Raw genomic sequence first — 14,658 nt, forward strand, 5'->3', positions numbered from 1 at the left:
TTGTTATGAAAAAAAACGACCCTTATTCGGCACTGCGTTATAAAGAATTCAATATTTTTTTATTATTGCGTTTCGCTATGGTTTTTGGTTGGTCGATGCAGTTTATTGTCATTGAATGGGAAGTATACAGTTTGACCAAAAATCCGCTGTCGTTAGGAATCATTGGATTAATGGAAGTCATTCCAGCCATTTCGATGGCATTATTTGCTGGCCACATCGTTGATCAAAAAGAGAAAAAAGGATTGCTTTTCAAATGTATTTTAGGGTTTTCAATCATCAGTTTGGGTTTGTTATTATTCACGTGGCCCCCTTTCATCAAAGACTTTTCTACCCAAACTATTTTATATTCCATTTACTTTTTCGTGTTTTTAGGAGGATTGGTTCGCGCTTTTCTTGGCCCGACGATATTTTCTCTTTTGGCATTGATTGTTCCTAAAAAATTATATCCCAATGCTGCCACATGGAGCAGTTCCGTATGGCAAATAAGTTCGGTTTTAGGACCTGCTGTAGCCGGTTTTTCGATCAATTGGATTGGCGTTCATTGGTCAATGTCTATCGTTTTGGGATGTTCACTTTTTGCGTTAATCGCTTTAACCCGTATAGCAACTAAGCCTATTTTAAATCCTAAGATTGGCGAACCCATTATGGAAAGCTTGAAAGAAGGCGTGAAATTTGTTTTCAACAATAAGACAATTTTAGGCGCTTTATCACTGGACATGATTGCCGTTCTTTTTGGTGGAGCCGTTGCGTTGTTGCCCATTTTCGCTCAAGATATTTTGAAAGTGGGCCGCAGGGATTTGGTGTTTTGAGAGCCGCTCCGGCTGTTGGCGCTTTTTTGATGCTGATTATTTCTGCATACATTCCCTTTACTAAAAATGCGGGTATGAAACTGTTATCGGCAATTTTTGCGTTTGGGATTTGTATTATCGTTTTTGGACTTTCTTCTATTTTTTGGTTGTCCGTTGCAGCTTTATTTTTTAGCGGTGTTTTCGATGGGATTTCGGTGGTGATACGCCAAACTATTTTGCAATTGAAAACTCCGGATCACATGCGAGGCCGAGTTGCAGCCGTGAATTCTATATTTGTGGGTTCCTCTAATGAATTGGGTGCTTTTGAAAGCGGATTAACTGCTAAGCTGATGGGAACCGTTAGCGCAGTGGTCTTTGGCGGAAGCATGACATTGATTACCGTATTTCTTACCGGTGCCGTATCGCCTACTTTTAGAAAACTGGACTTACAAAAAGATGTTGAGGAACACGAAAAGAGCGAGTAATAAATAGTTTTTGTAGAAAAAACACTTCTTATTATCTTTCAGTAAATTAATCTAAGATTACTTACCGACTTTTTTTTATGTCTTTTTTATGTTTTATTATTTAGAACAAATATAAATAATACTTATATTTGCTTCAAATTGATGACAGATGCAAGAAATAAAACAAATATATCATAACCATTTAGGCACAGCTTTTTACTGGAGAAAGGATAATGATGTAGTATTGGACAAAGTCCAACTGGTTTTTAGAGAAATGGGTTTTTATTTTACCAAACAAGAACTGCAACTATTTAAGCGCTGTATTGAAGAGAGTTATATCCAAAATAAATGCTGCGACGATTGTGAACTGAAAAATAAATGCCACAAATTTTTATTAAAAACACCTTGTTCCCAAATTGATTTGGCTGTTTCCATGGAAGAATTAGATGCCGTAAAAGACTTGGTGGAAGGCACTTTGTTTAAAATAAATCTGGATGATTATTTGTATAGAGAGGGGATGAATTAGAGATTGATTTTTGACTATTTATAACTTGAGCGAAAAATTATTTCCTTTCTCATAGTTGTAAATACTCCTCATCATTAGTACAAAAAAGATATCGTGCTATCCAATCGACAATCTAGCCATAGGGCAATTATTTTTGTTTTAAAAAGTCAATTGATATTTGGCTAATTATTTCAGGTTTGTCCCCAAACACTTCGTGCGAACAATTTGGAATTACACAAAATTGACTTTTTTTTATAGCATTATGAATCTCAATACCGTGTTCTAGAGTATACATATCATTGTCTCCATAAACCACTAAAGTTGGTATTTTTATTGCTTCTAAATCTGATATTGGAAAATATTGTTCTTGAAACCACATTCGTCTAGCCTCTGCAACATATCTTTTCCAATCTTTTGATGATAATTTTTGATAATATTTTATCCAATGTGACCAATTTTTTTCAATCCAATTTGTGTCTGTCCAGCTTTTCGCTTCTTCTATATTTTTAAATCCTTCCATTTTATAATTTGCTCCTGAAATTATAAGCTTTTTTACTTTATCAGGTCTGTTTTTTGCAAGAATTAAACCAGTAATTGCACCATCACTCCAGCCAATGACATAAAGGCTATCTAGTTTTAATTTATCAATGATTTCGGAATTATAATCTGCTAATAATTTATAACTTAACGGACTGTTTGAATATTCTGAACGACCGAGTCCAGGTGCATCAGAAATAATAACTTTATATTTTTCTGAAAGAATTGGAATAACCTTTTCAAAGTCATTAATACTTCCAAATCCTCCGTGTATTAACATTAAAGGAGTTCCTTCGCCATACTCTTCAAAATAAATTTCTGTCCCTTTTATTGTTAAATACTTTCCGTTATTTGAGCCGTATTTTATTTGGGCATTTACACCCAAAGAGAAAATCAATGTATAAAGTAATATTTTAAATCTCATGTGTGTAAGTTTCGTTTTTTTACTGCACCATAGTTCTGACGCATAACTTTGCTATTGGTCAAATATATGTAAAAAGCATGCGTTGATAAATAAGCACTAGAATATTTGTAAGCTTTTTAAGCAAACAAAAAACAGGAAATTGCAAACAATCTTGATATTTTACTAATACTTTTTAATCTCAAAATTCTCCCCATCAAAAACACCATAGGTAAAATATGTAATCCAGTCACCCAGATTGACATATTCAGCATTTTCTCCTACGCGTACTTTCATAGGCAAATGTCGGTGACCAAAAATAAGGTAATTGTAGTGTTTGGTTTCCAGTTTTCTTTTGGAATAAAGAATCAGCCATTCATTGTCTTCGCCAAGAAAAGTCACATCTTCATCGCCGGAAATCAGTTTGTTTTTTACAGAAAGATACTGCGCCAATTTGACACCAATATCCGGATGAAGCCATCTAAAAAGCCATTTGAAAAACGGATTTGTAAATATCTTTTTCATGCGTTTATATCCTAAATCTCCGGGACCTTTTCCGTCACCGTGGCCAATAAGGAATGTTTTATCCCCAAAAGTGTATTCCTGATTGTCATGAAACACGGGAATATTCAGCTCTTTCTGAAAATAATCTTCCATCCATAAATCATGATTTCCCACGAAGAAATATATAGGGATCCCGCTGTCTCGTATTTCAGCGATTTTGCCTAAAACACGAATAAACCCTTTTGGGACTACGGTTTTGTATTCGAACCAAAAATCAAATAAATCGCCCAATAGAAAAATAGCTTCAGCATCGTCTTTTACTTCGTCGAGCCAAGCCACGAATTTTTGTTCTCTCGGAAAACTCAATTCAGGTGTTGGTGCGCCAAAATGCTGATCTGAGGCGAAATATATTTTTTTATTATTGGGTAATTGCATGAAGTTACAGTATGGATTTCATGTTATCACTGGCATACCATTCGGCGAAAGAAGATTCGGTTTCCTGTAATTTTAGAGAAAAAAGAGTGATTCCTTGCGGTAATCTGTTGATGATTCTTTGCGAAAAATCTACTACCATATTTTCGCTTGTTGGTTGGTAATCTACCAAAATAACGTGGTGTCCGCGGCTCATCAATTCATTTGCCAACTCGATATGCGGCGTTGTTCCGTTGAAAACGGTCGCATGGTCAAATTGATCTACAATTTCTTCTTTTACAATATGCTTTAAATCCGTGAAGTCAATTACCATTCCGAATTTCACATTGGAACGATCTGTAATTGGAGTTCCAATTACCGTTACTGACAATTTATAACTATGTCCGTGAACATTTTTACATTTCCCGTCATAGCCATACAAGGCGTGTCCGGTTTCGAAACTAAATTGTTTTGTAATTCTGATATTGCTCATCGGAGTATAATTTTGATGCAAATTTAGCAAATTGATATGAGAAATGAGATGTAAATGTGGGGCAAACGATTTTAAGGAATTAAAACCCGAGTAAGCATAAAAAATGTAATAGTTAAACCATTAAGAAATGAAGAAAAATTAAGTTAAGGTTTTAATGAACCTTAATTTCATAATGGTAAAAAAATAATTTGGATTACACTGAGGTCTAGCCCTGATGATCCCGAAGCTTCGGGAGGCATCCTTTTTATAAGGTGATTTTTCTTCACCTTATAAAAAGACATAGTGAACAGCAGGAAATAGCTCCTGAAAAAAATTCAGAATAAATCCTGAAAAAATTACTTTTTGAATTGGCCTAACGCTTTTCTGGTAAAATCAGAAAGAACTAATTTTCCTGAAATCGCGGCCCGCTCCAACAACAATGTATCCCAATGTTGCGTTCCTTCCCATAAGACTTTTTTCATTTCCATTAAAGCTTCGGGATTATAACTGGCCAATTTAGCGCTGAAATCAGCTATTGCGGCATCCAATTCTTCGACGGTTTCGAAAGTTTTGGCGTACAATCCTTTGGCTGCGGCCCAATCAGCAGTTTTCCATTCGTGAGCTGCTAAAGTCATTTCGGCCATAGCTGTTTTACCGATTTTTTTAGAAACAACGGGTTCAATCACAAAGGGACCAATTCCGATCGCTAATTCTGATAATTTTATGGAAGCATTTTTTGTGGCCAATGTATAATCGCAAGCGGACGCAATTCCTACACCGCCACCTACTGATTTTCCGTGAACGCGACCCACAATAAGCTTGGAACACAAACGCATGGCATTGATTAAATGTGCAAATCCAGAGAAAAAATGGGCTCCTGCAGCTTCATCCGAAACGGCCAAAAGTTCATCAAAAGAAGCGCCTGCACAAAAAGCTCCAGAGCCTTCACTTTGAATAACAATCACCGAAACAGCTGGATTTGAACTCAAAACAGCGAACTCATTCATTAGACGATCTAACAATTCTCTGGGAAAAGAATTGCTCGAAGGATGACCAAATGAAAGGGTTGCAATTTTGTTTTCGATTGTTGTGAAGATTGAACCTGTTGGGTTTTCTGATGCCATAGTGGGGATTTTGATGTAAAGTTAAAAAAAGTAAAGCAGGATTTGATTTTTTTTCAAATAGAATGGATTTGTATTTTGAAATTTGCTTTTTGGAAAATTTATATGTTATATTTGCGAACACGTTTGGGGGATTAGCTCATTTGGCTAGAGTGCTTGCCTGGCAGGCAAGAGGTGACCGGTTCGAATCCGGTATTCTCCACCAGTAAAATCAAGCCTGACAGAAATGTGAGGCTTTTTTATTTTAAAGCCTACGTTTTATACTTATATTATTTTCTCTAAAACTTTAGACAAATATTACACTGGTTCCTGTAAAAATATTGAAAATAGACTTAATGACCATTTAAATAGCAGAAGTGCTTACACAAAAGCAGCTAAAGATTGGATAATGGTTTATTTTGAAATTTTTGATTCACGGTCATTGGCTGTGCAAAGAGAGATGGAAATCAAAAAGAAGAAAAGTAGAAAATATATTGAATTTTTAATATCAAAAGAATCATCAAAATAGAGTGTCCCGAAAGCGTTCGGGAAGGTGACCGGTTCGAATCCGGTATTCTCCACAAAACAAAACCGTAAAATCTTTTAAGTGAGAGTTTACGGTTTTTTTATATTTAGAATCAAAGACAACTATTTCGAATAATCTATTTTACCAACAGTTCGCATCACGCGGACGATTTTAGCTTTTCGTCTGTTGATATACGAGGAAGAACTGGTCGCCGAATATTTTCTTGGATTGGGTAAAATTGCTGCAATTCCAGCTGCCTGCATCGGTGTTAGACTCGATGCATCTTTTCGATACCAATGTTCTGCAGCCGCTTGTGCTCCATAAACACCATTCCCCATTTCGATACTATTCAAGTAGACTTCCATAATACGCTCTTTCCCCCAAATAATTTCAATCAGAACAGTGAAATAGGCTTCAAGTCCTTTTCTCAAATAACTTCGGCCTTGCCAAAGAAATACATTCTTGGCCGTTTGTTGCGATATGGTGCTTCCCCCTTTTATTCTTCGACCTCTTTCATTGCTTTTATATGCTTTTTGCATCGCGACAAAATCAAAACCATTATGTTTCAGGAACGTTCCATCTTCACTGGCAATTACGGCTTTTTGAAGATTCATCGATATATTTTCAATTGGTTCCCAGTCGTGGCTGAAAAAAACTTCTTTTCCGGCAGCTTTGTTTTCAATTGCCCGAATCACCATTAATGGTGTAAACGGAACCGGTACAAATTTAAAAAATATCACAAAAAATAGAGAGAGTCCGAAGAACCATAACAATACTTTAAATAAAAAACGGGTTAGTTTGCTCATAAAAGAGGTCGGTTGTTTTTTAACGGGTTGTCTTGATTTTCTTGGTGTTATTTTTGTTGCCATTATACTAAATCTGCTAATTCTGTTCCAATTAAACTGCCTATTGCCACTCCCATTCCGCCCAATCGTACTCCACAATAAACATTGTCAGACAGTTGCGAAACAATTGGATTCTTGCTGTTGCCAATACCCATAATCCCACTCCAACGGTGTGCAATCTTGAAATCCTGATTCGGCAAAATTACTTCTTTTAATAATTGTTCCAATTTTTTTTGGACAATTTCTGTTTGCCCAAATTCAGTTGTATTTTCCGTCTCAAAATCGAGATTTCTTCCTCCGCCCAATAGTATTCTGTCGCCAATATTCCTAAAATAATAATACCCTCTATCTAAGTGAAAAGTTCCTTTTATATCTAAATTTTTAATGGGTTCCGTAATTAAAACTTGTGCTCTGGCTGCTTTTACAGCTCCATTTGTCAATGCATTTGCAAAACCATTCGTAGCAAACAATATTTTTTTGGTAATAAAACTGAAATCGCCAAGCGCCACTTCTACTCCATCTCCTTTGTCGAAATATGAGGTAACAGTTTGTTGGTTTAAAATTAAAATATTTTTAGATACCGCTTCTTTCAACAACGCCTGCATCATATTTCCGGTATCAATCTGTGCTTCAAAAGGATTAAAAACTAAATATTCCTGTATGCCATTAAACCCAAAACGGTCGACTTCTTTGACAAAAACATCCGCTTTAAAAAGTGGTCTTAAAATTTCATTAATGAAAGGCAATTTTCCTACACACTCACTGTAACAACTTTCGTCGTCTTTTAAAAACAACTCATATCCGCCATACGGTTTAAAATCTATCGTGTCATCACCGAGTCTTTTTCGCAACAATTGCAATCCTTTCCAACGTTTTTGGATAAGATGTATCACTTCTTCTTCCGAATGGGATTTTAAATCGTCTATAATTTCTGAAAGACTTCCGAAACATGCAAAACCAGCATTTTTAGTACTCGCACCTTGTGGCAACATTCCTTTTTCCAATACCAGAATTTTGCTTTCCGGGAATCTTTCGCGCAAGCGTAAGGCAGCATGCAAGCCTACAATACCACTTCCCACAATCGTATAATCTACATCAGTAAACCAGTTTTTTAATTCCCAATAGCTCAAATCCATGTCTAAATATTTTTCATAAAAATAATGATTTTTTGGATTTATCATAGATTTATTTCAAAAGCTAATCCCGCTATCCGTTGCAATCTTTCTAGTCCTAAACTTGTTTCAAGATCCTTAAGCAACTTCAGGACCAGAAAGAATTTCCACTTTTATCGGGGCTAAAAAGCAAGTGTTAAAAACGAAAAAACATCAATTTAAATTGGCTAATTTTAGCATTCGAAAAAATCAATTATTACAATGAAAAAAATACTATTTATACCCTTATTAATGATGAGTTTAACTGCTATGGCACAAAATGTAATGACTCCGGAACTGCTGTGGAAACTAGGAAGAGTAACTCCTTTAGGCATTTCCAAAGATGGAAAAAATGTAGTTTATAAAGTTACTACTCCTTCGGTACAAGAAAACAAATCGGACTCTAAATTCTACATTTTACCCGTAAATGGAGGAAATCCAACTGAAGTAAAGGATACTAAAGAATTATTAAAAGATAAAAATGTTTCTCCGGATGGGAAATATATCGTTTATAATGAAGAAGTTAAAACCGAAAAAGTCCACGGAAAAGATTTTTATCCGGAACTGGAAAAATCAGACGTTCAAATCTATGACGGCTTGAATTACCGCCATTGGGACACTTGGAACGAAGGCAAATACAATCATGTTTTTTACAAAGAAAACAAAGAAGGCGCAGCGGGAATTGACATTATGAAAGGCGAAAATTTTGACAGTCCACAAAAACCTTTTGGCGGAGACGAAGATTACATCTGGTCGCCAGACAGCAAAAGCATCTTGTATGTTAGCAAGAAAAAAGCAGGAACCGATTATGCTGTTTCTACCAACACCAATGTTTTCGAGTACAATCTTGAAACAGGAAAAACCATTAATAGAACCGAAGAAAACCAAGGATATGATACCGCACCACAATTTTCTCCAACAGGAAATCTAACCTGGTTGCAAATGAAGCGAGACGGTTATGAAGCCGATAAAAACGACCTGATAGTGAGTTTCAAAGGCATGAAAATGAACTTAACGGCGAATTGGGACGGAACAGTTGATCATTTCATTTGGAGTCCTGACGGGAAAAAAATCTATTTTGTGGCGCCGATAGACGGAACCAAACAATTGTTTGAAGTTAATTTTCCAGGTCTGACCAATCCCAAAACTTCGGGAGCAATCACCGTTAGCCAAATCACTACAGGCGATTTTGATGTCAATGATTTAGTTGGTTTTTCCGGAGATAACATCATCGTAACGAAAACTGACATGAATCATGCGGCGGAAATCTTTTCTTATAATTTAAACAAAAATACTTGGAAACAACTTTCAAATGTCAATACGGCGACTTATAATTCTTTGGCGTTAAGCAAAACCGAAAGAAGATATGTAACGACAACGGATGGCAAAAAAATGTTAGTTTGGGTGGTTCTTCCACCTAATTTTGATGCTTCAAAAAAATATCCTACCCTTTTGTATTGTCAAGGCGGACCACAATCGGCATTGACACAATTTTATTCCTACCGATGGAATTTACAGTTGATGGCTGCTAACGGGTATATTGTTGTGGCTCCAAACCGACGCGGAATGCCGGGTCACGGTGTGGAATGGAATGAGCAAATCAGCAAAGATTGGGGCGGACAAGTAATTGATGACTATCTATCAGCGATTGATGATGTGGTGAAAGAAAAATATGTTGATGCATCTCGATTAGGATGTGTTGGCGCCAGTTATGGCGGATACTCTGTTTTCTATTTAGCCGGAATACACAATAACCGATTCAAAACTTTTATTTCCCACGACGGCGTGTATAACACCCAAAGTATGTTCGGAACTACTGAGGAAGTTTTCTTTAGCAATTGGGATTTTGGTGGTGCATATTGGGAAAAAGACAATACTGTGGCTCAAAAAACATACACGACTTTTAATCCAATAACTTTGGTGGAAAAATGGAACAAACCCATTTTAATTATTCAGGGCGGAAAAGATTTTCGTGTACCAATTGGACAAGGTCAAGAAGCGTTCCAAGCAGCACAATTACGTGGCATAAAAAGCAGATTCTTATATTTTCCGGAAGAAAACCATTGGGTGTTAAAACCTCAAAATGCTCAGGTTTGGCAAGGTGAATTTTTCAAATGGCTGAAAGAAACCTTATAGATTAGAATTATTGATAAATGAAACCTCACTTTTCCGTGAGGTTTTTTTGTTGATGCCAAAATATTTTGAATATCTTAACTTTAAAGCCTTTTCTAATTTTTATCTTTGAAAAATGGATAACAAAAAAAGCTACATTCCGATAAAAGTTTTCGTAAGCTACCTAGTTTTAGTGCTGCTTTTTGGAAGCGTCGGCTGGTTTCTATATTCTGAAAACAAGAGTTTTTCTTCAACTGAAAGAAGTTTTACCGAGAAAAACGGGTCTATTTTGAAGGTAAGCAATGTCTTGTCCGATTTATACAAAACAGAAAGTCTGGCCAGAATCGCTATTCAGTCGGAATCCGAGAAAGATTTCAAAAATTATGTTGCAAAGACTACAGTGCTGAAAGTTGACATTGATTCCTTAAAAGCAGTGGTTTCTACTCCATATCAGATTAAATTACTGGATAGTGTACAAGTTTTACTATCCAAAAAAATTCAGAACATTCAGCAATTAAAAGCTATAAAAAACAAAACCGAAGATGAAATTGCAGTCAGTAATGCCATCTCTGATTTGACAAAAATGGAGTCTTCGATGCGGAAACTTCAATTGGAGGATTTTGCAAAAAACCCAGCAATGATGGGAGACTATGAGCGCAACGTACTCAAGAAATATGTTGCCTATCTCAATCAAAACATCCCTGATGACAGCACCAATACGTTAAGTAAAAAGGCATCTGATTCTATTTTATCAGTTTCAAAAATGTTGCTGAATGAAGTACAAAAAGAGACCGCAAATAAAAAAAAACTATTGAGTCTTGAGGAAAATAAATTGCTTCAAAACGAACTTTCAATCTCGGACCAATTGAGAAAAGTTCTTGGAATTATAGAACGGGAAATTATTCTTAACACTACCAAAAGCTATTTAGGAAGAGAGGAATCTTTAAAAAAAACCAATCAAATTGTTACTACCGCAGCGATAATTGGGTTACTGCTGACATTATTTTTTCTGATTTTAATACTAAATGATTTTTCTAAGACACAATCATACAAGAAACAATTAGAGGCTGCTAATCTTAAGGCTAAAAAATTACTTACCAGCAGAGAGCAACTTATTTCAACAGTAAGCCATGATTTAAAAACGCCTTTAAGTACTATTATTGGGTATACTGAACTGCTAGGTAATTCAGATTTAAACACCAAACAATTGCACTTTACCAAGAACATCAAGGGTTCCTCCGACTATATTTCAAAACTGGTTCAGGACTTATTGGATTTCACGCAAATCGAAGCTGGAAAAATTTCCATTGAAAAAATTGCATTCTCTTTGCCCGATATTATTACTGAAGTAAGCAACAGCATTCAATCCGTTTACAATCAAAAACCGATACAACTCATCATTGAAATTGATCCTAAACTACACCAAAAAATAATTGGAGATCCTTTTCGCTTAAGACAAATATTATCAAATATCATTGGGAATGCTTTCAAATTTACCGAAGAAGGATTTATAAAAATTGAAGCTAACATTCATTCAGAAACCGGTACAATAATCATACTAATCGAAGATTCCGGTATTGGAATTGCAGATAAGAACCAACAATTAATTTTCGAAGAATTTACACAAGCTGATGAAAAAATAGAAAAAAAATATGGTGGAACAGGTTTGGGCCTTACGATTTCTAAAAAAATGATCGCTATTTTAGGCGGTGAATTGCATTTGAAAAGTAAACTGGGTACTGGAAGTATTTTTGAAATCCAAATTCCGTTAATTTTTGATACGCAATTATCTCGTAGTGAAACAGGAATCGAAATCTCAAAAAAACAATACACCGCGATTATTATTGATGACGATCAAAATTTATTGCAATTGACCACAGAGGTTTTGCGGCAGCAGCAGTATCTTGTTTTCCCCTTTGACAAGGCACAGTATGCACTTTCGTGGATAAAAAACAACGCTTTCGACTTTATCATAACTGATATTCAGATGCCAGTTATGGATGGTTTTTCATTTTTGAAAGAATTACAAAACAAAACCATCTCTAATTATGAAAATCAACCTGTCATCGCTGTAACCGGAAGAAATGACATCGATTTAGAACACTACCAAAATTCTGGATTTACAACTGTTATCAGGAAACCTTACACCCCAAAAACTGTTTTGGCAACCATCAAAGCTATTCTAGATATCAGTGAAATTCCTGCAGTTTTACCTGTAATGAGTCGTCCTCAAAACACAACAAAAACATACACATTGAAACCGCTAAAATTATTCTTAGCTGATGACAAAGAGGCTTTAAAAGAAATTTTAGAATCGTTTATGACGAATACAATAGAAAGTTTAAATGAATTAGAACAAGCTGAGACTGAAAGCAATTTTAAGGAAATAAAAAATATCGCCCATAAAATGAATCCAATGTTTAAACAAATAGAAGCATTGGATATTAGTATAATTTTAGACCAATTGGAACTTGAGGATCTTTCCTCGGATGAAATTAAACAAGCAGTTTCCGATTTAAAAAATAAACTAACAGCTCTTTTTGTACATCTGGAAAAGGAAAAAATTAATTAATATTGTACAATTTTAATTTATTATACAATGTTTTCCTGTTGATTTTAAGCAATTTAGCCGCTTCTGTTTTATTGTTATTTGTTTTATTTAAAGCTTCCATAATAGTTTCTTTTTCATTTTCTGATAAAGAAAAATCAGTAGTTACTTTCTCTTCATTTTGAAAAAATTCAGCCGGAAGCGCCGCTTTTTCAACAAAATCCCCTTGTGTTAAAAGTATTGCCCTTTTAATACAGTTTTGAAGTTCCCTAAGATTTCCAGGCCATCTATAATTTTGAAAAATAGCCATCACTTCAGATGAAAATCCGAGGACATTTTTATCTAGCTCCTGATTTGATTTTTCCAGAAAAAAATCTGAAAAGAGCATTAAATCTTCATTTCTTTCTGTTAATGAAGGCGAATGGATGGAGAATTCATTGATCCTGTGATACAAATCTTCGCGAAAATCCCCTCTTTTTACTGCTTCTCGCAAATCTTCATTTGTTGCGGTAATAATTCTGATATCAACGTTGATTTCTTTATTACTGCCTACGGGTTTAATTTTTCTTTCCTGCAAAGCACGTAACAGTTGGATTTGGTTTTCATAAGAAAGATTTCCTATTTCATCTAAGAAAATAGTTCCTCCATTTGCTGCTTCAAAAAAACCGATTTTATCCTGAATTGCACCGGTAAAAGATCCTTTTACATGTCCAAAAAATTCACTCGCAGCCAACTCTTTTGGAATGGAACCGCAATCAACCGCAATGAAATTACTGTTTTTTCTGGAACTGTTTTCATGAATACTTTTGGCAATCACTTCTTTTCCAGTTCCGCTTTCGCCGATAATTAAAACCGACATATTTGTTGGACTCACCAGTTGGATGTACTCAGCAAGTTTTTGGGAAGCTTTAGAAATTCCCTGAACAAAATTATTTTCTGCTTTTTTTGTTGCTTGCTTTACACTTTTAGAAATTGAAGCAACATTATTTAATTCTTTACTATCTGAATGCAAAGCATTATTGATAACCAAAAGTACTTCTTCTGGATTGAAAGGCTTGGAGATATAATCTGCTGCGCCATTTTTTATCGCTTTTACAGCAGTGCTCACATCCGAATATCCAGTCATTAATAACACTGGGACAGCAGGATGTTTAGCTTTTATTTCAGTCATAAGAAGGATTCCATCATAATCAGGAAGTCTTAAATCTGTGATAATCAGATCAAATTCATTGTTTTTTACTTTAGATTTCGCTTCCGCAGCTGAAAATGCTGTCGTTACCTCAAAGGATTTTTTTATCAGAAATTTTTCTAATAATTTACAAAAAGCCACATCATCTTCAATCAATAAAATTTTGGTCATTACATTTTAACTTTAATGCTAAAATAAAGTTATTTAAGTTGTATTCTCATAATTTTTTGCAAAAAAAGAGAGACTGTGAAAACAATCTCTCTTTTTAAAATAAAAATTTTCCTAAATTATTTATTTATCCAGTTTCCAGCGGCATCCGCATATACAGTAGCTTTTTGGTCTTTAACTGTGATTTCTAGTTTATATTCTTTTTTTGTATTGATGTATGCTTTTCCGAGAACTGCTCCCGGATAGGCTGTTTCTAGCACTTTTTTGACAGCATCAGGAACTTTTTCAACTTCAATATATCCTTCTTGAAGAACAGAAGATTGATTTTGTACCTGCACTGTTGGAACTTCCCCCGCATAACTTGATAAACTTCCTAAAACGATTGCCGCTGATAAGAGTAATTTTTTCATAATATTTTATTTTAATTGCTATTATTTAATCTTTTATTTTTGAATCCATTTTCCGGTTTCATCCGCAAACAGATTTCCTTTTTTATCTCCAAGAGTTATATCTAATTTGTACTCCTTTTTTGCAGTGATATATGCTTTGTCTAAAATCGCACTAGGATAAGCAACCTTCAACGCCTCAGTAATTGCAACTGGAACTTCTTCGAGTTTCACTTCGGTGTATTCTTCTTGAACCATTACCGTTTTTGTAACCTCATTTGTGACTGGAACTGAAGTAGCATAAGTTGATAAACTTCCTAAAACGATTGCTGCGGATAAAATTAATTTTTTCATGATATGTATTTTTTAAATTATTTATTTGTTATTGTTGTTTAGTATAATCGAATAATCATACCATACTTCAAACGTTACACAAAACAGCTCTAAACCCATTAAAAACAACGTTTTTTAAAATTTAATATTTTTTTTATTTGGGAAAAGTGGGTAATAGACTGAGTAACGTGTATAATTTTTATACAAAACAGGTCGTAT

General features: G+C 34.9%; 13 protein-coding genes, 1 tRNA gene and 1 pseudogene. 6 read left to right on the forward strand and 9 right to left on the reverse strand.

Annotated features, from left to right (window positions below; all coding sequences use genetic code 11):
* The first annotated feature begins 5 nt into the window (after positions 1–5).
* Both AC0J6S_RS03215 and AC0J6S_RS03220 read left to right on the forward strand, forming a co-directional pair.
* A pseudogene (locus AC0J6S_RS03215) lies at positions 6–1,273 on the forward strand (MFS transporter).
* A gap of 148 nt (positions 1,274–1,421) precedes the next feature.
* Positions 1,422–1,778 (forward strand): hypothetical protein, encoded by a 357-nt coding sequence (locus AC0J6S_RS03220; RefSeq protein WP_474955408.1) that lies wholly within the window; start codon positions 1,422–1,424, stop codon positions 1,776–1,778.
* A gap of 127 nt (positions 1,779–1,905) precedes the next feature.
* On the opposite strand, the gene AC0J6S_RS03225 is transcribed toward AC0J6S_RS03220, so the two are convergent.
* The 4 genes from AC0J6S_RS03225 to AC0J6S_RS03240 all read right to left on the reverse strand — a co-directional run bounded on the left by AC0J6S_RS03225 (position 1,906) and on the right by AC0J6S_RS03240 (position 5,205).
* Positions 1,906–2,718, reverse strand: a complete 813-nt coding sequence (locus AC0J6S_RS03225; protein ID WP_474955409.1) for an alpha/beta fold hydrolase — start codon at positions 2,716–2,718, stop codon at positions 1,906–1,908.
* 162 nt (positions 2,719–2,880) lie between these two features.
* The gene (locus tag AC0J6S_RS03230; RefSeq protein WP_474955410.1) at positions 2,881–3,633 is read right to left on the reverse strand and encodes a UDP-2,3-diacylglucosamine diphosphatase; all 753 of its coding nucleotides are present in this window, start codon (positions 3,631–3,633) and stop codon (positions 2,881–2,883) included.
* Positions 3,634–3,637: 4 nt separating this feature from the next.
* Complete coding sequence (locus tag AC0J6S_RS03235; protein ID WP_474955411.1) at positions 3,638–4,102, reverse strand: 6-pyruvoyl trahydropterin synthase family protein; 465 nt, start codon at positions 4,100–4,102, stop codon at positions 3,638–3,640.
* A 335-nt stretch (positions 4,103–4,437) separates the two neighbouring features.
* Positions 4,438–5,205, reverse strand: a complete 768-nt coding sequence (locus tag AC0J6S_RS03240; protein WP_474955412.1) for an enoyl-CoA hydratase/isomerase family protein — start codon at positions 5,203–5,205, stop codon at positions 4,438–4,440.
* A gap of 125 nt (positions 5,206–5,330) precedes the next feature.
* Here AC0J6S_RS03240 and AC0J6S_RS03245 point away from each other — a divergent pair.
* Positions 5,331–5,407, forward strand: a tRNA-Ala gene (locus AC0J6S_RS03245).
* Between the two features lie 63 nt (positions 5,408–5,470).
* Positions 5,471–5,710, forward strand: a complete 240-nt coding sequence (locus tag AC0J6S_RS03250) for a GIY-YIG nuclease family protein (protein ID WP_474956316.1) — start codon at positions 5,471–5,473, stop codon at positions 5,708–5,710.
* A 119-nt stretch (positions 5,711–5,829) separates the two neighbouring features.
* Here the strand turns inward: AC0J6S_RS03250 and mtgA are convergent, their stop codons facing one another.
* Both mtgA and AC0J6S_RS03260 read right to left on the reverse strand, forming a co-directional pair.
* Positions 5,830–6,576 carry a monofunctional biosynthetic peptidoglycan transglycosylase gene (gene mtgA, locus AC0J6S_RS03255; RefSeq protein WP_474955413.1) on the reverse strand — a complete coding sequence of 249 codons (747 nt, stop codon included), beginning with the start codon at positions 6,574–6,576 and terminating at the stop codon, positions 5,830–5,832.
* Positions 6,576–7,688, reverse strand: a complete 1,113-nt coding sequence (locus AC0J6S_RS03260) for an NAD(P)/FAD-dependent oxidoreductase (protein ID WP_474956317.1) — start codon at positions 7,686–7,688, stop codon at positions 6,576–6,578. Before AC0J6S_RS03260 ends, mtgA begins: the two co-directional genes overlap by 1 nt.
* A gap of 237 nt (positions 7,689–7,925) precedes the next feature.
* On the opposite strand from AC0J6S_RS03260, the gene AC0J6S_RS03265 reads away from it, so the two are divergent.
* Both AC0J6S_RS03265 and AC0J6S_RS03270 read left to right on the forward strand, forming a co-directional pair.
* Positions 7,926–9,839, forward strand: coding sequence for a S9 family peptidase (locus tag AC0J6S_RS03265; RefSeq protein ID WP_474955414.1), 1,914 nt, complete (start codon positions 7,926–7,928; stop codon positions 9,837–9,839).
* A gap of 112 nt (positions 9,840–9,951) precedes the next feature.
* A complete protein-coding gene (locus AC0J6S_RS03270) occupies positions 9,952–12,387 on the forward strand; it encodes a hybrid sensor histidine kinase/response regulator (RefSeq protein ID WP_474955415.1) in 2,436 nt (811 codons plus the stop codon).
* Here AC0J6S_RS03270 and AC0J6S_RS03275 read toward each other — a convergent pair.
* The 3 genes from AC0J6S_RS03275 to AC0J6S_RS03285 all read right to left on the reverse strand — a co-directional run bounded on the left by AC0J6S_RS03275 (position 12,380) and on the right by AC0J6S_RS03285 (position 14,460).
* On the reverse strand, positions 12,380–13,723 hold the full coding sequence (locus AC0J6S_RS03275; protein ID WP_474955416.1) for a sigma-54-dependent transcriptional regulator: 1,344 nt from the start codon (positions 13,721–13,723) through the stop codon (positions 12,380–12,382). The genes AC0J6S_RS03270 and AC0J6S_RS03275 overlap by 8 nt on opposite strands.
* Positions 13,724–13,839: 116 nt before the next feature.
* A complete protein-coding gene (locus AC0J6S_RS03280) occupies positions 13,840–14,130 on the reverse strand; it encodes a hypothetical protein (protein WP_474955417.1) in 291 nt (96 codons plus the stop codon).
* A gap of 33 nt (positions 14,131–14,163) precedes the next feature.
* Positions 14,164–14,460, reverse strand: coding sequence for a hypothetical protein (locus tag AC0J6S_RS03285; RefSeq protein WP_474955418.1), 297 nt, complete (start codon positions 14,458–14,460; stop codon positions 14,164–14,166).
* Positions 14,461–14,658 lie beyond the last annotated feature (198 nt).

Source organism: Flavobacterium sp. TS_SC_5, assembly GCF_056156265.1.